This is a genomic window from Cedecea sp. VD22, assembly GCF_037150195.1.
Taxonomy (GTDB): Bacteria; Pseudomonadota; Gammaproteobacteria; order Enterobacterales; family Enterobacteriaceae; genus Cedecea.
The window spans coordinates 146771-162180 of record NZ_JBBCPX010000001.1; the positions used below are offsets into that span (position 1 = coordinate 146771).

Consider the following 15410-nt stretch of genomic DNA (forward strand, 5'->3'; position numbering starts at 1 on the left):
TTTAGTCAAAATGTACAATTTTACGTATCGATAAGTTAAAAAATTTAAATTATAACCAATTGATAAATAAAGATTAGCATTTTTAGTTAAAAAATAACAGGCAAACTAATACACCTTTGTGTACAGTTTTTATAGCAATTGCATAACTTAGTTAACATCTTGCAACGTGTGAATTTACAGGAGCAACTTATGCGACAGGACACTTTTACACCAGGTCAGAACAGCGTAGAAAATGACATTGCGCGCTATTTTAGCCGCGTTGTGCCGCCGTCTCAGCAGGAAACAATGGGGCAAATTGTGCTCGAAATTCTCAGCGATGGCCGCAATCTGAACAGAAAAGCGATCTGTACCAAATTGCTCTCGCGACTCGACCGCGTTTCTGAACCGGAAGAAGAAAAACACTATCAGGCTCTGTTGGGCATGCTTTTTACTCGCTAGCGAATAACCAGCCCGGAGTTCAATCAGAGTAATGCGTACGCTCCCTGGTGGGAGAGTCACCTTGAAGTATAAATGCTGAATTTTCCTCATTCTCAGACTCCGGCAAATGACTTCATGCCAGCGGTATTTAACCCCCGGCGAAGAAATCAGGAGTAACGAAGTGAAGAGAAGCGACGATGAAAAATTAACGGACGAGATTATCGGCGAAGCAGCGCTGTCGTTACTGAACAGCAACAGCGCAATTAATACCCGCGCTTTAGTTGCCAGGTTAGAAGCGATGTTTATATCGGAGCAAGAAGTACGGCGACGTAACGCGCTACAGAAAATTATCGCTGAAATCGAGGGGAATATTTCCCAGAGTCTGACAGGAAAGACAGAAAAAAAAGCGCTTTCAGGCGCAGTTAAGACTCAACGGCTTAACGAAAATAATGTCCACTAGCGGCCCATGGCCAACAACTGAAAAACGGTGAATGACTATGACACAGCTAATTTCTAATCCCTCTGCAATGCATACCGGAATCGTAGACCACGCATTATCCGACTTTATAAGAAGCACAGCAGACCGACACGCAGAGGAAAATGCTGCCATCAGTCAGGCCGTCACCGCCATTCTGGCTGCCAATAAGAGCGTTTCCAATAAAGCGATCATTATCTGGCTGGTTGACGCCCTGGAAACGACTCAAGACGTCGTCATGTGCGACGTTTATCGCAATGCTTTAGAGATTGTTGTGGGCCATACCGTGGACGATATTTAAGGCCTGCGCAAACAATAAAGGCCGGCCAGAACCGGCCTTTATTGTTTCTGAATTACAGCGTTTTCTTCATAAAATATCGGCTGGTGCCTTCGGGTAAACAGTCAATTTTGCCAAATGCCTCCCAGCCATGCTTGCGGTAGAAGTCCGGAGCCTGGAAACTGATGGTATATAAAAAACCAGCCACACAGCCGCGCCTGCGCCCTTCTGTTTCAAACGTCCTCAGGATCTCGCTGCCTAATCCATGCGCTCTTAACTCAGGCGGTAAATAAAACAGATCGATAAACAGTACACCGAGGGACGAACGCCCCAACATCCCACCAACAACTTTCCCACTCTCGGAACTGCGAACCACAACCGCCAGCGGTTGGCGATCGTTTATCCCACTCATCGCATCGTTAAACTCACCGAGCCCCGCTTCGATGGGCAGCGAATACTCCTCGCTGATTTGATCAGAAATTTCTAGTTTGAAACCCGACATCGCATACCTCACTGACATTGCCCCTTATCACCCTACCAGTTCTTGCGTTGAGCCTGGCCGACAACACTGTATATATTTACAGACCGTAAAAACAAGAGTCTAAAATGATGAAAAGAGAACGCTATCGGCTTTCCGTCGCCGTATTTGTTGTCCTGCGCCGCAGAGACGAAATTTGTCTCATCCGCAGAGCGAACACCGGCTGGATGGACGGCTTCTATAGCCTGCCCGCAGGCGGTCTTGAAAGCGGTGAAACGCTGCTTAATGCCGCAGCCAGAGAAGCCCACGAAGAGACGGGGGTGATCATTGAGACCGAAGCCCTCAGGTCAGTTCACTTGATGCACGTTAAAACCGAAGATCGTTCGTGGATGGGCCACTTCTTTCTCTGTTCAGACTGGCAGCGCGAGCCTTATATCGCCGAGCCGAATAAGCATTCTGATCTGCTATGGGTAAATATCAGGCAGTTGCCGGAGAACACCGTGCCCTATGTTAAACAAGCCATCAGCGCTATTATCAACGGCGAGATTTATTCCGAATACGGCTGGCTAAGCTAAGCGAACGTAGAGCGCCATACATGCTGGGCCTGTGGCAACCAGGCCGGCAAGTTAGCCTGATACCACTCAAGATACCGGGTTAACATTTGCGGGTGTCTGTGGGAAAGAAGATTCAGCACTTCTACCACCAGCCAGGCTTTAGCCAAAAGCACATGACGCGTCAGGCGTGACTTCGACCACTGAGGTGCCACTTGTTGATATCGCGCTACCATGAGGTGAATACTGGCCGGTTCCCCCATTCCTTTAATCAGAGGCGCCAAATCTATCGCCGGGCTCCCACGGCCAAAGCGCTCCCAGTCAAATAAAACCAACTCTCTCCCGGCTCGGCGTCCCCAGTTTCCGGCATTTGAATCCCCCGACACCCATTGCTGCGGCTCGAAAAGCACATCACTTTGAGCTTTGAAATAATGCAAAACTGCTTCGAGCTCCGGGGGCAATTTCAGCAGGCTTAATGCCAACGCCATTTGCTCATCCCTCCACTGATGCCGCCTGAATGTCCCTGAGGGTTTCATCTGGCAATGATGGAGCAACGCCAGCTTTTCATACAAATCGGGGTCGGCAGTCAGCGTTTCCAGTGAACAAGGCTGCGGGATAAATTCGATGATCAGCCGTCGTGCCTGGCGGTTAAGGGAATAAACGTCGGGAATGCCAGGTCCCTCCGCCCTGAACACGGAGGCGTGGTGCTGATAAAAATCGAGTTCAACCTCGGAAGCATCTCGCTTTTCAACAGCAGGTTTTCCCTGAAAAACGCATTCACGCACGAGGGCATTTCCCATCTGCGTCAGTACATTATTAGCCATCTTTTGCCCGAATTTTTGCATGTCAGATAACTATTATCGCGATAGGATGAAAATTCAAAGCAGAGACTTAGAAAGACGACAAGAGGCAGTGCAATGACATCCCACGCAAAAGGCGAAGACGTCCATCAGCAACTTATCGATTTACTCGAGCAACAGCAGGCCCGCTACCGTGTGGTAAAACATGTCGCGGCGGGGAAATGTGAAGAAGTCTCGGCAATCCGTGGCACCGAACTTGGCCAGGGCGCAAAAGCGCTGGTCTGCAAAGTCAAAGGCAACGGCGTCAAGCTGCACGTGCTGGCGATTCTGGCGGCGGACAAACAGGCGGATCTGAGCCTGCTGGCGCAGCATCTGGGCGGCCTGAAAGCGTCGCTGGCAAGCCCGGCGGAAGTAGATGAGTTAACGCGATGTGTGTTTGGCGCTATCCCGCCATTCAGCTTTCACGCTCAGCTCCGGCTGGTGGCCGACCCGTCTATTTTCGAGCGTTTTTCAGAGATTGCCTTCAATGCAGGGTTGCTGGAAAAGTCAGTGGTGATGGATACGCAGGATTATTTGCGCATTGCGCGCCCGGAGCTGGTCAATTTTCACCGCCCCGAATAGCTACCCGAGGCGTTCGAGATAAAGGACAGACAGCACCAATACCGAAGCGATCCCGAGGAACGCGGCAGTGATGCAAATCGTGTCGAATAACGCTGGATCGCCCATCCTTTTCTCCCGCAAGCCATTGCTCGCTGTCATATCGTTCAATTATTGACCACAAAAATGACAGAATGATGAACGGCCACAGAATAACTGTCGGCCATTCGCCACAACAATAAAAGTTAAAAACCTCTTATTTGGCAAGGATATATCATGATTTTGACCCCACACTTTTGATCCTTCTGGCGCTGGCGGGATTAGGTTTTGTCAGCCATAACACCACCGTCGCGGTTTCCATCCTCGTGCTGATTATTGTGCGCGTCACCCCGCTGAACACCTTTTTTCCGTGGATTGAGAAACAGGGCCTGACGGTGGGGATCATTATTCTGACTATCGGCGTGATGGCCCCGATAGCCAGCGGCACCCTGCCCGCCAGCAACCTGATCCACTCTTTCACCCACTGGAAATCGCTGGTGGCGATTGTCGTCGGGATTGCGGTTTCATGGCTCGGCGGGCGCGGCGTGACGCTGATGGGCAGTCAGCCAGGCCTGGTAGGCGGTCTGCTGGTTGGCACCGTCCTTGGCGTCGCCCTGTTCCGTGGCGTGCCGGTCGGGCCGCTGATCGCCGCCGGGCTGGTTTCCCTTATTGTGGGTAAGCAGTAGCCTCCTGCCGCTGCCAGCGGTGAATGCGCCAGGCCAGCGCGCTGCACAGCAGGTAATAAACCAGACCGGTAAAGATAAAAATGGCCGCCGGGTAAATTTGTACCCGGCTGTTAACCTGCCCGGCCACGGTTGTCAGCTCCGGTACGTTGACGATAAACGCCAGCGACGTGTCTTTGATGAGCGAGATAAACAGCCCGGCAAACGACGGTAAAGCGTTGCGCAGCGCCTGAGGCAACAGCACTAACCTCAGCGTTTGCCATGGCGTAAACCCGCCGGCAATTGCCGCCTCATTTTGCCCCTTCGCCAGCGCATTCAGCGCCGCCAGCGTGGTGTACATCACCGCCGCAGACGTAAACCAGGCCAGCGCCAGCGTGACGGTTAACGGCCCCGGTAAATCACGCCCGGTAATGGCGGGCAGCAGGAAATAGAGCCAGAAGATAACAAAAATCAGCGGAATGCCGCGGATCAAATCGGCCCAAATGAAAAGTACCCGCCGCACAATACCGCCGTAGCGCCAGGCGACACAGGCCAGCAATAACCCCAGCCCCAGGGCAAGCACGCCAGCGCCCACGGCCATCATCAGCGTTAGCAACACGCCGCCCGGCTCGCCCTGAGCCATTCTTCCCCACAGCAAATAATCGAGGTTGTCCGTAATAACCGAAATGTTAGCGATCATGCTGTACCTCCGGTTTACGTAACCCGCGTTTCCCCGGCGCAAAGAGTGTAAATAGCCCGCTCATCGCCAGTCCCAGCAGCAGATAAAGCACCGTGCCTGCGGCAAAAGCGCCCAACGCATGGGCGTTGTAGCTTTCGATACGGCGCACCTGGCTGGTGAGCTCGGCAAAGCCGATGCCCGTGGCCAGCGAGGAGAGCTTCATCAGGTTGAGATATTGCCCGACCACCGGCTGCCAGGCGTTAACCACGCCCTGGGGCAGCAGCACGGTGCGAAAAAGCTGCCACTCAGAGAAGCCCTGAGAAAGTGCAGCTTCGGTTTGCCCCTTCGGTACCGCCTGCAACCCGCTGCGGATCTCCTCCACCAAAAATGCCGAGGTGAAAACCCCTAGCCCCCACGCCGCGCAGAGAAACTCCGGCGTCAGCCACCAGATGCCGCCGGGCAGCTGGGACCAGCTGTGATCGTCATTAATAAAGCCGCGCCAGCTCTGCGGCAGCGCGTTCCACGCCGCGAAATACCAGAAAAGCAGCTGTACCAACAAAGGCGTATTGCGAAAAATGGAGATCCAGCTTGCCGTGAAATAGCGTCCCGCCCGGCCACCGGCGAGCCGAAGCCCCAGCAACAACACGGCAGACAACGTCGCAATGATTATCCCGGCTAACGTCACCCACGCGGTGGTCAGCAAACCGGAGATAAGCCAGGCTCGCGGTGCTCCACTTAACACCCCCGCCCAGTCAAAGTAGCTGTTCATGATTCGGCCCCGGCATGTAGCGGGTCGAGTACCTTTTGCAGGAAACGACGGGCGCGGGGATGCTGCGGCGAGCGGAAAAACTGCGCCGGGGCCGCCTGCTCGAGAATGGCTCCGCCGTCAATGAACACCACTCGGTCGGCGATTTCACGCGCGAACTGCATCTCATGCGTGACCACAATCATGGTAATGCCGCTGCGGGCGAGATCCTTCATCACCTGCAGAACTTCACCGATCATCTCCGGGTCGAGGGCCGAAGTCGGTTCGTCAAACAGGATAATTTGCGGCGATGACGCCACCGCCCTGGCAATCGCCACGCGCTGCTGCTGCCCGCCTGAAAGCTGCGCCGGATAGTGCTGCGCTTTGTCTGCGAGGCCGACTCGGGCCAACAGCGCCAGAGCCTGCTCATGCGCCGCCTCACGCTTCCAGCCGTGAACGTGGGTTAGCGACAGCGTAATGTTCTGCTCAGCCGTCAGGTGGGCGTAAAGGTTAAACTGCTGAAACACAAACCCGATTCGGCTTCGCAGGCGGCGCAGCGTCCTGTTATTCAGCGCTCGGGTGGATTTGCCATCGATAAAGATATCGCCATCGCTGAGGGTTTCGAGCTGGTTGATGAGCCGTATCAGCGTCGATTTCCCCGAACCGGACGGGCCGCAAATCGCCACTACTTCTCCGGCCGCGATAGTCAGGTCTATCTCGCGCAAGACGGATGTTTCACCATAATTTTTACTCACTTTGCGAAATTCAACGCTGGCGGACTGCAGATGCAAAAAATCCGCAGCCGAAGCTGCGGACAAAAGAGGCGGTCGTTTAAACATATTATTTGGCTACAATTTTAAAGCTGCGCGGCTGCGGGGTTTTGCTGTCGGGGCCAAACCAGGCGCTGTAGATTTGCTCTGCCTGGCCACTTTGTTCCAGCTTCACCAGCTCGTCGTTAACCGCTTTTAAAAGGGCAGGTTCCCCTTTCTTCACGCCAACGCCAATCTCTTCCTTGCTCAGCAAGTCCGGCAGAATTTTAAACTTCGCCTTATCCGGCGCTTCGGCCAGCAGCCCGGCAAGAATAGTGCTGTCCTGAGTGATCGCCTGGACGTTACCGTTGCGCAGCGCGGTAAAAGCCAGTGGGATATCATCATAAGAAAGCACTCGAATTGACGGGAAGCGCTGCACCAGCGCCTGTTCTCCGGTGGTGCCTTTCACCGCACCCACGCGCCCTTTCGCGTAATCCTCAAGCTTATCCGGCCCGGAAGCCGGGACCAGGAACTGCTGCCCGGTCACAAAATAAGGGGTAGAGAAATCCACCACCTGGGCGCGTTCCGGCGTAATGGTGATATCCGCCACGATAAGGTCGACCTTACCGGACTGCAGGAGCGGAATACGGTTCGCCGGGTTGGTGGCCACCAGCTCAAGCTTAACGCCCAGAGATTTAGCCAGTGCTTTCGCGAAATCAACGTCATAGCCCACGATATCGTGCGTTTTAGCATCTATAGAGCCAAAAGGTGGATTTGCGTCAAAAGTGGCCACTTTAACCACCCCCGCTTTTTGAATATCCGCCAGCTGGTCTGCGTGAACCGCGGCGGAGGCCAGGCCGGACAGGGCCAGAACCAAAGCAGAGAGCGTTAATTTACGTTGCGCTGTTGTGTGTGAAGTTGTGTGCGTTAAAGCCTTTACCTGTGCCATTGATTTTCCTTGTTATCCCGTCTGTGAGCGAGCTATGCCTTTACGCTCGCACAAGCGCCTTTCCCTCGCCAATGCTTAATCCTGCATTGCATATGCAGAAAACATATTAGTTAATTCTACGTTAAATCTTTTACTTATAGATTTAACAAATAATTGAGTTAAGTGATTATTTTAAAAATAAAAAATTGGCGATTTATGGCATAAATTTGTGACTCACCCGCTAGCTTTCAGATCTGGTGAAAAAGTTTCCCTTCTCCTGGGCCGATAAGCTTTTCAAATAATAGGAGAGGCAAAATGAAATCACTGGCTCACAATTTGTTGCTATTAATTTGCTGTTCGATTTTGATGTCCGCCCTGGTTACCGCCATTTCACTCTACGGCAGCCACCGAAGCGCCCAAAGCACCGAAAGCGGCCTGCTGGCAAAGGATTTGATGTCTGACATCAAGCCCGCACCGATTTACCTGATTGAACTGCGGCTGGTGCTTTCGCGCGTGGTGGAAGGCACGCTGAGCGTCGATCAGGCCGATGCCGAAATTAAGCGCCTCAGCGCGCAATGGCACCAGCGCGTTGATTACTGGAAGGCCGCCCTGCCACCTGAGCTGCAGCAGAATCTGCTCGGGGAACAATACCAGGCCGGGATGGCAATGATCAAAGATGCCAATGACCTGGTGGAGCTTATTCGTTCGGGCGCCCCGACGCCGCTGTTTGAAAAGCTGAAAGCGGCCGATAAAGACTTTTTCGCCCACCAGAAAGGCATTGAATCCTTCGTTAAAGCCTCCGCCGAGTATGCCGATAACGCGGTAGAAAAAGCCCAACACAGCAGCATTAACTCCACGCAATGGCAGCTGATCGGTTCCGGTGCCGCCGTGTTGCTGCTGCTGGTTGTCGGCTGGTGGGTTCACCGCACGATTTTCCGCTCACTGGGTGGCGAGCCAAGTGAAGTGGCCGAGATTGCCAACGCCGTGGCCTGCGGAGATCTCACCCGAGAAGTGAAAGTGCGCGACGGCGACAGAAGCAGCGTCATGGCCGCGATGGAAACCATGTGCCAGCAGCTCACCATGGTCATCCATCTGGTGCACGAAAGCAGCAACCAGATATCCACCCGCTCCAGCGAGATTGCCAGCGGCAATATTGACCTGGCTTCTCGCACCGAAGAACAGGCCAGCGCGCTGGAGCAAACGGCGTCGTCGATGGAAGAGATGACCGCCACGGTGAAGCAAAACGCAGAGAATGCCCAAAGCGCCAGCCAGTTGGCCAATACCGCCTCGAGAAGCGCGGAACAGGGCGGCGCGGTAGTGGCCCAGGTCGTGGAAACCATGGACGGCATTTCAAGCTCCGCCAACAAAATCACCGATATCATCGGCGTTATCGACAGCATCGCCTTCCAGACCAACATCCTGGCGCTGAACGCGGCGGTAGAAGCCGCCAGAGCCGGTGACCAGGGGCGCGGTTTTGCGGTTGTTGCCGGCGAAGTGCGCAGCCTGGCCCAGCGCAGCGCCAGTGCGGCCAAAGAAATTAAAGAGTTAATTGAAGACTCGGTGAATCAGGTCGCCAGCGGCAGCAGACTGGTAAACGAAGCGGGCAAGACCATCAACACCGTGGTGCAGGACGTGAAGCGCGTCGCTGCGCTGATGGTGGAGATTACCCACGCCAGCGATGAGCAAAGCAGCGGCATTGAGCAGGTCAGCACGGCCATCAGCCAGATGGATGTCACCACCCAGCAAAACGCGGCGATGGTGAATCAGGCCTCCGAGGCGGCCGAATCGCTGCTGGCGCAGACCTATGAGCTGAATACCGCCGTGTCCCAGTTTAAGCTGGCTAGTCTGTAAAATCGTCCCCGCCCAGGGTGCTTAAATAACGCCCTGGCGTGGTGCCGAGCGCCTTTTTAAACATGGTAATAAACGCCGTGGTGGAGTCGTACCCCAGCGACTCCGCCACGTTTTGCACGGTCATCCCGCTTATCAAATACCGCAGCGCCACGATGAGCTGCATCTGCTGCCGCCAGCGCAGAAAACTCAGCCCCGTTTCTTTCCCCACCAGTCGGGCCAGATTACGCTCGCTCATCGCCATGTCGTCCGCCCACTGGGCCAGCGTTTTCTTCTCCTTCAGGTTTTTCGCCATGCTGTCCGCCATCGCACGTATTTTGGGGTGTGAGGAGATCGGTAGCTGGAGCTGTTCCACCGGCTGATTAGGCAGCTCATCAAACAGCACCTGCACCAGCCGTTGAATGGGCGCACATTCGAGATATTCATGGGGAACGTTGGACAGGCGCAGGATCAGTTCCCGCACCAGCGGCGAGATCTTCAGCGTGCAGCATTCCTGCGGCATGGCGACCGCCTCCGGTTCAATAAACAAAAAGCAGAGCCGCGCGTCCGCCGTCACCCGGTTGCTGTGTGGCATTTTCCCCGGCACCCAAACCGCATACTGCGGCGGCACCATCCACATCGAGTTGGTGACTTCGCTGGTGATACCGCCGTGGAGCGCCAGGATCAGCTGTCCTTTTCGATGGGTGTGGATGGGCTTTTCGTTATAGGTTTGCGCGGCGCGAATGCGAAACGCCAGCGCGGGCGTCACGATGCTGTCCGGGTCAAACCCTTCGAGATCCAGGTCACGTTCCATAGCATGTCCGAATTTAGCGATAATCTGTCATTTTAGCTTGATTCGTAAAAAGGCAGAAGCGTGTATCTTTGTTTTACCGTTTTTCAGGACTCAGACACATGACTTCCACGACTTCAGCGAGCAAAAAGAGCCGCGCTCTGCTTCTGCTCGGCATTCTGATGATTGCCACCACCCTGCGCGTCACCTTTACCGGCGCGGCACCGCTGCTGGATATGGTGCGCGATGCACTTGCGCTGTCCACCGCGCAGATCGGGATTTTAACCACCCTGCCCCTGCTGGCCTTTGCGGTTGTTTCCCCGCTTGCCGCCGGGATCGCCCGCCGCTTTGGTACCGAGCGCAGCCTGTTTGGTGCGTTGCTGATCATTTGCGCCGGGATTGCTTTGCGCTCCGCCGGCCACGCCGCGCTGCTGTATATCGGCACGGCTATCATCGGCTGCGGGATCGCCATGGGCAACGTGCTGCTGCCCAGCCTGCTTAAGCGCGACTTCCCCGGCCAGGTCGCCAAACTCACCGGTGCTTACTCGCTCACGATGGGCGTGGCCGCCGCGCTGGGCTCGGTGATGGTGGTGCCGATTGCCCTGCACGGCTTCGGCTGGTCCGGCGCCATGCTGTCGCTGATGATCTTCCCGCTGCTGGCGCTGATTGTCTGGCTGCCGCAGCTTGGCAGCAGCACGGTAATGAATCTGTCCGGCAACCCGGCGCTGCACAGCCGCGGCATCTGGTCTTCGCCGCTGGCCTGGCAGGTCACCCTGTATCTGGGGATTAACTCGCTGGTCTATTACGTGATTATCGGCTGGCTGCCTTCCATTCTGATCAGCCACGGCTACAACGAAGCCGAGGCCGGGTCGATACACGGTATTTTGCAGCTCGCCACCGCCATTCCGGGATTGTTTGTCGGCCTGATCCTGAGCCGCCTGAAAGACCAGCGCGGAATTGCCGCTCTGATGGCGCTGCTGTGGTGTCTGGCGACGCTCGGCCTGTGGCTGCTGCCGGCCTTCTCCATCTTCTGGGTGTCGCTCGGCGGCTTTGGCTCCGGCGCGGCGATGATTCTGGGGCTCTCTTTCATTGGGATGCGCACCGGTTCCGCACATCAGGCGGCGGCGCTGTCCGGCATGGCTCAGTGCGTAGGCTATCTTCTGGCCGCCTTCGGCCCGCCGGTGATGGGGAAGATTCATGACATTACCGGCAGCTGGGCGATCCCTTTATTAGGTTGCGCGCTACTTTCGGTCGTCATGGGCGTCTTTGGGGCTTATGCTGGACGCCAGAAAGAGATTGGCGCGGCGGAGAAAGCCGTGGCCTGAACAGACCCCCAAGGAGGATCGAATGGCATCATCGGCACCGCAGAACATTTTCGACGACCCGGTATTTTTTGAAAATTACCGTCAGTTACGGGAGCAGGACTCTGGCCTTAACGGGCTGCTGGAGATCCCCGAGCTTTACTCCCTGCTGCCCGCGCTGGATGGCCTGAAGATCCTCGACCTGGGCTGCGGCTTTGGCGACTTTGCCCGCTTCGCCCGCGCCCACGGGGCGGCAAGCGTGACGGGTTTTGATATCTCGGAAAAGATGCTCGCCCAGGCGCGAGCCGCGACCCAGGACAGAAACATCAGCTACCACAATTTACCGCTGGAGCAATTCTCGCCGGAGGGTGAAACCTGGGACCTGGCGATTTCGTCGCTGGCGCTGCACTACCTCGAAGATTTCGCCCGCCTGAGCAACGCTATCTTTGCTGCGTTAAAACCCGGCGGGCAATTTATCTTCTCCGTGGAACACCCAATGTGCACCGCCTTCCCGGTAGGCTGGCAACCCTATAAAGAAGAGGTTATCTGGCCGGTGAACCACTATCACCAGCAAGGCTTACGCCACACCAGCTGGTTCGTGGAGGATGTGCAAAAGTACCACCGCACCACGGAAACCTATGTCAATACCCTGCTCGACAGCGGCTTCGCCCTCACCCGAATGCTGGAAACCAAACCGACGGCAGAAACCCTGACACAGCATCCACGTCTGGCAAAAGAGATGCGCCGTCCGGCCTTTTTGATTCTTCGGGCGACTAAGCCTCGGTAAAGATAAGGTCTATGATGCGATTTAAGCAGGAGCCAGGGCATCGCTTTATATCCGACGGTGACTTCAACCGCATGTCGCTTCTGTTTTCTTACCCTAACCCTCTCCCTGAAAGGGAGAGGGAATAGATAAAGCTACCTGGGAGCACTTTCCCCGACATATGTTTTCTCCCTCTCCCTTTGGGAGAGGGTCGGGGTGAGGGCTGTTACCCGCGCCCCTAAACCCCGAATTTATCTCTCCGCGGCGGCCAGGAACGCCTCAACCAAAGGGGATGGTCTGCCTTTCAGCGCATTACGTTCGTGCTGGAACAGCGTTGCCACAAAGAACGGATGCCCCTGAAGTTCAACCGCACGAATCTCACCCTGCTTATCCCAGCCGGTCGGCTTCAGGGGTTCACCGGCAAGGGCGGTGGCAAACAGCTCCGCAATGCCGTAGTTGCAGTGGTAGCCCTCTTCAATTTCCGTCTTGCCATAGGCTCGCCCGGCGATGGAGTCTGCCAGCAGCGAGATGCTGTCTGAAACCTCCACCAGCGAGCAGCTCAGGCGGCCAATTACCAGTCGCCCCTCGCTCGCGGTTTCCGCATGGCCTGCATCTTCCCAGCCGAGCACGTTACGCGCATACTCCACCACCGCATACTGGAACCCGGCGCAGGTACCGAGGAAAGGCACGCCGTTTTCTCGCGCAAAGCGAACGGCAAGGTAAGCGGCATCTTCATTCAGATAAGGGCTGGAAGGTACGCACCAGATGGCGTCATAGCCCACCAGATCTTCAGGGCTGGACACTTCCAGCGAGGAGACCCAGTCATAATCCGCGCTGACGCCAAGCGCGGCGGCCGCATTATCTAACGCCTGAGGAATGGCCTGGTGTGCAATCACCGCCGGGTTATAATCGCCGACAAGCGCAATACGTAAAGTGGATTTCAACTGTGTGTCTGACATGCTTTGGTTGGCCTTATGTTTGAGGGAAGAGAACAACATAAGGAATGATAGAGTAGGCGTTTTGCTTTGCACTGGCAACCGCAAAAATTGGCAGTCTTTCACCGCTTTCCACCCGGACAAACAATGTAGTAACGTATCGGGTTCATTTCATCGAAGAAAAAAATGAAAGCAAAAATACTGGTTAGCGCCTGCCTGATGGGGTTTCAGGTCCGCTATGATGGTCGCGAAAAATCACAAACTGGCGCAGCCCTCGCCCGACTGCAGGCCGAAGGCCGCCTGGTTATCCACTGTCCTGAACTCGCCGCCGGGCTGCCAACACCTCGCCTCCCCGCAGAGCTTAGTGGAGGCAGCGGTGAAGCCGCTTTACTCGGACATGCCGCCATTCTGGAAAGCGACGGCGCAGACGTCACCGAACCTTATCTTCTTGCCGCCTGGCTCGCGCTTCAAACCGCCCGGGAGAATAACTGCCTGTTTGCTATTCTTACTGACGGCAGCCCGACCTGCGGCAGTCAGAAGATTTACGATGGCCACTTTGCAGGCAAAACAATCCCGGGTCAGGGCGTCGCGGCAGCACTGTTGCGCCAGCACGGCATCGAAGTCTTTGCGGACCATCAGGTCCCACTCTTGCTGAGCAGGCTTGAGGCCGTCGATAAGGAGAGAGCATGATCCGCTGTAAACGCGTCTATGAAGACCCGGCTGAAGATGATGGCTACCGCGTGCTGGTGGACAGACTGTGGCCAAGAGGAATGAAAAAAAGCGACCTGCACTACGATGAATGGCCGAAGGAACTGGCGCCCTCGAACGAGCTACGCCAAGCCTTTCACAGCGAAACTATCGACTTTGCCGCCTTCAGCAAGCTCTACAGGCAAGAGCTTAGGCAACATCAGGACGCAGCCCAGGCGCTTGCCCGACACGGCGAACACGGCACGCTGACATTGCTCTATGGCGCAAAAAATACCGACCAGAACCATGCGCTAGTGCTGGCCGACTTTTTACGTCACTGCCGGGATCAATAGCTGAGATGGAGCTCGTCTTCCTGTGGGGAAAAATCTTTGTCCAGCGGCATTAAATGCTCGGCACGCACGAAGGCGTAGCCCTGGCGGCCATCAAAGGCGATAACCTCGCCGGTCACCAGCCAAAGCGGATAGTTTGCCTCCGGCGGAAGCTGTGTTACCACGCCTGTCACCGGATTAACAAAGCGCTCCCCCGGCTGACACAGCCCGAACAGTTCTACCGCTTTACCAATATTCACCCGCCCAGCGGCAGTACGAGCGCCGATGATCATCGCCAGGCTGCCCGGTTTTAATTGAAACATTGCTGCTCCCCTCACTTTTTCGCCGCGAGATCAGAACATTCCTGGCGCAAAAAGTAAACGGCATGGCTACCCGTAACTAAGGTTTTTCTTAAATTATTTTGCGAGCCTGTCCGACAGCGCCGCCAGGAACAGCCTCAACGCGGCGGGCAGGTAGCTTCGGCTCCGATAGATACCGTAGATCCCCATCGATCGCGGCGGATAAGCTTCAAGCACTTTGACCAGCTCCCCGCTCTCGAACCGCGGCTTAGCATCCTGAACCGGCAGCATCGCAATCCCCACGCCGTCCGCGACCGCATCCATCAGCACCACGGAGTCATTGGCACTGAAGTTACCGCTTACCTCCACGTTCAGCGGCTCACCGTTTTCATCCACCATTTGCCAGATGTTGCGCAGGAAATAGCTATATTGCAGGCAATTGTGGTGCGCGAGATCGCCCGGCGTGCGCGGCATCCCCCTTTGCTCAATGTAGGACGGCGAGGCATAAAGCCGGGAGTCACATTCCCCCAGGCGGCGGGCGATAATATTGGGATCGAGATCGTTGGTGATGCGAATAGCCAGATCGATACGCTCCTCAATCATATTCACCGCCTGGCTGCTGACGTGCAGCTCCACCCTCACGTCCGGGTAGTCGCGCAGGAAGTCAGACAAGAAAGGCACAATGTAATACCGGGCGCCAAACTGGGAACAGGCCACCCGCAGAGTCCCCGAAGGCAAATCCTGCTGCTTCTGCGCCGCAATACTTTCCGCTACCTCGTTGAGCGCTCGGGTTTGCTGCAGCACCCGCTCACCGGTCGGTGTTAGCGTCAGTTTGCGGGAGGATCGATGCAACAGCCGCTCTCCCGCCCAGTGCTCCATTTGCTCCAGATAGCGGCTCACCATCGGCCGGGACATATTTAACGCCCGCGCCGCGGCGCTCAGGCTGCCCAGTTCACAAATGCGGGTATAGACTTTTGCAGCAATGATTCTGTCCATTCTTTCGCCCATCTGTTCGATTTATGAAACTTATCTTACCTGAATAAGGCCATTACGATTCACAAAATGCAATTTACACTGTTTCT

22 protein-coding genes are annotated in these 15410 nt (G+C 55.6%); 11 read left to right on the forward strand and 11 right to left on the reverse strand.

Annotation, left to right across the window (positions count from 1 at the left end; genetic code table 11):
- Positions 1 to 189 precede the first annotated feature (189 nt).
- The 3 genes from ycgZ (at position 190) to WFK85_RS00745 (ending at position 1193) form a co-directional block, all read left to right on the forward strand.
- Positions 190 to 438 carry a regulatory protein YcgZ gene (ycgZ, locus tag WFK85_RS00735; protein ID WP_336708012.1) on the forward strand — a complete coding sequence of 83 codons (249 nt, stop codon included), beginning with the start codon at positions 190 to 192 and terminating at the stop codon, positions 436 to 438.
- Between the two features lie 160 nt (positions 439 to 598).
- Positions 599 to 877 (forward strand): hypothetical protein, encoded by a 279-nt coding sequence (locus WFK85_RS00740; protein WP_336708010.1) that lies wholly within the window; start codon positions 599 to 601, stop codon positions 875 to 877.
- A 37-nt stretch (positions 878 to 914) separates the two neighbouring features.
- The gene (locus WFK85_RS00745) at positions 915 to 1193 is read left to right on the forward strand and encodes a biofilm development regulator YmgB/AriR family protein (RefSeq protein WP_034808453.1); all 279 of its coding nucleotides are present in this window, start codon (positions 915 to 917) and stop codon (positions 1191 to 1193) included.
- A 52-nt stretch (positions 1194 to 1245) separates the two neighbouring features.
- Here the strand turns inward: WFK85_RS00745 and WFK85_RS00750 are convergent, their stop codons facing one another.
- On the reverse strand, positions 1246 to 1671 hold the full coding sequence (locus tag WFK85_RS00750; RefSeq protein WP_008456684.1) for a GNAT family N-acetyltransferase: 426 nt from the start codon (positions 1669 to 1671) through the stop codon (positions 1246 to 1248).
- Positions 1672 to 1775: 104 nt separating this feature from the next.
- Here WFK85_RS00750 and WFK85_RS00755 point away from each other — a divergent pair, with 104 nt between their 5' ends.
- Entirely contained in the window at positions 1776 to 2222 is a 447-nt protein-coding gene (locus WFK85_RS00755) for an NUDIX hydrolase (protein ID WP_336708006.1), read from the forward strand.
- Here WFK85_RS00755 and WFK85_RS00760 read toward each other — a convergent pair.
- Positions 2219 to 3022, reverse strand: coding sequence for a phosphotransferase family protein (locus WFK85_RS00760; protein WP_336708004.1), 804 nt, complete (start codon positions 3020 to 3022; stop codon positions 2219 to 2221). The genes WFK85_RS00755 and WFK85_RS00760 overlap by 4 nt on opposite strands.
- A gap of 93 nt (positions 3023 to 3115) precedes the next feature.
- Between WFK85_RS00760 and WFK85_RS00765 the strand changes: the two genes are divergently transcribed.
- On the forward strand, positions 3116 to 3619 hold the full coding sequence (locus WFK85_RS00765) for a YbaK/EbsC family protein (RefSeq protein WP_166993962.1): 504 nt from the start codon (positions 3116 to 3118) through the stop codon (positions 3617 to 3619).
- On the opposite strand, the gene yoaI is transcribed toward WFK85_RS00765, so the two are convergent.
- A complete protein-coding gene (gene yoaI, locus WFK85_RS00770) occupies positions 3620 to 3757 on the reverse strand; it encodes a small membrane protein YoaI (protein ID WP_336708002.1) in 138 nt (45 codons plus the stop codon). It abuts the gene before it with no gap.
- A gap of 107 nt (positions 3758 to 3864) precedes the next feature.
- On the opposite strand from yoaI, the gene WFK85_RS00775 reads away from it, so the two are divergent.
- The gene (locus WFK85_RS00775; protein WP_336708112.1) at positions 3865 to 4320 is read left to right on the forward strand and encodes a DUF441 domain-containing protein; all 456 of its coding nucleotides are present in this window, start codon (positions 3865 to 3867) and stop codon (positions 4318 to 4320) included.
- Here the strand turns inward: WFK85_RS00775 and WFK85_RS00780 are convergent.
- From WFK85_RS00780 to WFK85_RS00795, 4 genes are read right to left on the reverse strand one after another with little or no spacing between them, the layout of a single operon-like run.
- Positions 4301 to 4996 carry an amino acid ABC transporter permease gene (locus tag WFK85_RS00780; protein WP_336708000.1) on the reverse strand — a complete coding sequence of 232 codons (696 nt, stop codon included), beginning with the start codon at positions 4994 to 4996 and terminating at the stop codon, positions 4301 to 4303. The two genes, WFK85_RS00775 and WFK85_RS00780, sit on opposite strands and share 20 nt — an antisense overlap.
- On the reverse strand, positions 4986 to 5744 hold the full coding sequence (locus WFK85_RS00785; RefSeq protein ID WP_336707998.1) for an amino acid ABC transporter permease: 759 nt from the start codon (positions 5742 to 5744) through the stop codon (positions 4986 to 4988). The genes WFK85_RS00780 and WFK85_RS00785 overlap by 11 nt, the downstream gene beginning before the upstream one ends.
- Positions 5741 to 6559, reverse strand: a complete 819-nt coding sequence (locus WFK85_RS00790; protein WP_336707996.1) for an amino acid ABC transporter ATP-binding protein — start codon at positions 6557 to 6559, stop codon at positions 5741 to 5743. The genes WFK85_RS00785 and WFK85_RS00790 overlap by 4 nt, the downstream gene beginning before the upstream one ends.
- Position 6560: 1 nt before the next feature.
- On the reverse strand, positions 6561 to 7418 hold the full coding sequence (locus WFK85_RS00795) for an ABC transporter substrate-binding protein (protein ID WP_336707994.1): 858 nt from the start codon (positions 7416 to 7418) through the stop codon (positions 6561 to 6563).
- 294 nt (positions 7419 to 7712) lie between these two features.
- On the opposite strand from WFK85_RS00795, the gene WFK85_RS00800 reads away from it, so the two are divergent.
- Positions 7713 to 9248, forward strand: a complete 1536-nt coding sequence (locus tag WFK85_RS00800; RefSeq protein ID WP_336707993.1) for a methyl-accepting chemotaxis protein — start codon at positions 7713 to 7715, stop codon at positions 9246 to 9248.
- Here WFK85_RS00800 and WFK85_RS00805 read toward each other — a convergent pair.
- Positions 9238 to 10038, reverse strand: a complete 801-nt coding sequence (locus tag WFK85_RS00805; RefSeq protein ID WP_336707992.1) for an AraC family transcriptional regulator — start codon at positions 10036 to 10038, stop codon at positions 9238 to 9240. The genes WFK85_RS00800 and WFK85_RS00805 overlap by 11 nt on opposite strands.
- 98 nt (positions 10039 to 10136) lie before the next feature.
- Here WFK85_RS00805 and WFK85_RS00810 point away from each other — a divergent pair, with 98 nt between their 5' ends.
- Both WFK85_RS00810 and WFK85_RS00815 read left to right on the forward strand, forming a co-directional pair.
- On the forward strand, positions 10137 to 11339 hold the full coding sequence (locus WFK85_RS00810; protein WP_336707990.1) for a CynX/NimT family MFS transporter: 1203 nt from the start codon (positions 10137 to 10139) through the stop codon (positions 11337 to 11339).
- A 22-nt stretch (positions 11340 to 11361) separates the two neighbouring features.
- Positions 11362 to 12102, forward strand: a complete 741-nt coding sequence (locus WFK85_RS00815) for a class I SAM-dependent methyltransferase (RefSeq protein ID WP_336707988.1) — start codon at positions 11362 to 11364, stop codon at positions 12100 to 12102.
- 227 nt (positions 12103 to 12329) lie between these two features.
- Here WFK85_RS00815 and WFK85_RS00820 read toward each other — a convergent pair whose 3' ends face one another.
- Positions 12330 to 13037 (reverse strand): CTP synthase C-terminal region-related (seleno)protein, encoded by a 708-nt coding sequence (locus tag WFK85_RS00820; protein ID WP_336707986.1) that lies wholly within the window; start codon positions 13035 to 13037, stop codon positions 12330 to 12332.
- Between the two features lie 162 nt (positions 13038 to 13199).
- Here WFK85_RS00820 and WFK85_RS00825 point away from each other — a divergent pair, with 162 nt between their 5' ends.
- The gene (locus tag WFK85_RS00825) at positions 13200 to 13703 is read left to right on the forward strand and encodes a 2-thiouracil desulfurase family protein (protein WP_166993944.1); all 504 of its coding nucleotides are present in this window, start codon (positions 13200 to 13202) and stop codon (positions 13701 to 13703) included.
- The gene (locus WFK85_RS00830; RefSeq protein WP_336707984.1) at positions 13700 to 14053 is read left to right on the forward strand and encodes a DUF488 domain-containing protein; all 354 of its coding nucleotides are present in this window, start codon (positions 13700 to 13702) and stop codon (positions 14051 to 14053) included. Before WFK85_RS00825 ends, WFK85_RS00830 begins: the two co-directional genes overlap by 4 nt.
- On the opposite strand, the gene WFK85_RS00835 is transcribed toward WFK85_RS00830, so the two are convergent.
- Positions 14047 to 14352: a hypothetical protein gene (locus WFK85_RS00835; RefSeq protein ID WP_008456716.1), complete on the reverse strand. Its 306-nt coding sequence runs from the start codon at positions 14350 to 14352 to the stop codon at positions 14047 to 14049. The genes WFK85_RS00830 and WFK85_RS00835 overlap by 7 nt on opposite strands.
- A 93-nt stretch (positions 14353 to 14445) precedes the next feature.
- The gene (locus WFK85_RS00840) at positions 14446 to 15324 is read right to left on the reverse strand and encodes a LysR family transcriptional regulator (RefSeq protein WP_008456717.1); all 879 of its coding nucleotides are present in this window, start codon (positions 15322 to 15324) and stop codon (positions 14446 to 14448) included.
- Positions 15325 to 15410 lie beyond the last annotated feature (86 nt).

Excerpts from the sequence above, each read along its gene's own strand:
- WFK85_RS00825 (WP_166993944.1), top strand. The coding sequence starts at position 13,200 with ATGAAAGCAAAAATACTGGTTAGCGCCTGCCTGATGGGGTTTCAGGTC.
- WFK85_RS00745 (WP_034808453.1), top strand. The coding sequence starts at position 915 with ATGACACAGCTAATTTCTAATCCCTCTGCAATGCATACCGGAATCGTA.
- WFK85_RS00790 (WP_336707996.1), bottom strand. The coding sequence starts at position 6,559 with ATGTTTAAACGACCGCCTCTTTTGTCCGCAGCTTCGGCTGCGGATTTT.
- yoaI (WP_336708002.1), bottom strand. The coding sequence starts at position 3,757 with ATGACAGCGAGCAATGGCTTGCGGGAGAAAAGGATGGGCGATCCAGCG.
- WFK85_RS00840 (WP_008456717.1), bottom strand. The coding sequence starts at position 15,324 with ATGGACAGAATCATTGCTGCAAAAGTCTATACCCGCATTTGTGAACTG.
- WFK85_RS00835 (WP_008456716.1), bottom strand. The coding sequence starts at position 14,352 with ATGTTTCAATTAAAACCGGGCAGCCTGGCGATGATCATCGGCGCTCGT.
- WFK85_RS00815 (WP_336707988.1), top strand. The coding sequence starts at position 11,362 with ATGGCATCATCGGCACCGCAGAACATTTTCGACGACCCGGTATTTTTT.
- WFK85_RS00820 (WP_336707986.1), bottom strand. The coding sequence starts at position 13,037 with ATGTCAGACACACAGTTGAAATCCACTTTACGTATTGCGCTTGTCGGC.
- WFK85_RS00795 (WP_336707994.1), bottom strand. The coding sequence starts at position 7,418 with ATGGCACAGGTAAAGGCTTTAACGCACACAACTTCACACACAACAGCG.
- WFK85_RS00765 (WP_166993962.1), top strand. The coding sequence starts at position 3,116 with ATGACATCCCACGCAAAAGGCGAAGACGTCCATCAGCAACTTATCGAT.
- ycgZ (WP_336708012.1), top strand. The coding sequence starts at position 190 with ATGCGACAGGACACTTTTACACCAGGTCAGAACAGCGTAGAAAATGAC.
- WFK85_RS00810 (WP_336707990.1), top strand. The coding sequence starts at position 10,137 with ATGACTTCCACGACTTCAGCGAGCAAAAAGAGCCGCGCTCTGCTTCTG.
- WFK85_RS00800 (WP_336707993.1), top strand. The coding sequence starts at position 7,713 with ATGAAATCACTGGCTCACAATTTGTTGCTATTAATTTGCTGTTCGATT.
- WFK85_RS00785 (WP_336707998.1), bottom strand. The coding sequence starts at position 5,744 with ATGAACAGCTACTTTGACTGGGCGGGGGTGTTAAGTGGAGCACCGCGA.
- WFK85_RS00750 (WP_008456684.1), bottom strand. The coding sequence starts at position 1,671 with ATGTCGGGTTTCAAACTAGAAATTTCTGATCAAATCAGCGAGGAGTAT.
- WFK85_RS00830 (WP_336707984.1), top strand. The coding sequence starts at position 13,700 with ATGATCCGCTGTAAACGCGTCTATGAAGACCCGGCTGAAGATGATGGC.
- WFK85_RS00760 (WP_336708004.1), bottom strand. The coding sequence starts at position 3,022 with ATGGCTAATAATGTACTGACGCAGATGGGAAATGCCCTCGTGCGTGAA.
- WFK85_RS00780 (WP_336708000.1), bottom strand. The coding sequence starts at position 4,996 with ATGATCGCTAACATTTCGGTTATTACGGACAACCTCGATTATTTGCTG.
- WFK85_RS00755 (WP_336708006.1), top strand. The coding sequence starts at position 1,776 with ATGATGAAAAGAGAACGCTATCGGCTTTCCGTCGCCGTATTTGTTGTC.
- WFK85_RS00805 (WP_336707992.1), bottom strand. The coding sequence starts at position 10,038 with ATGGAACGTGACCTGGATCTCGAAGGGTTTGACCCGGACAGCATCGTG.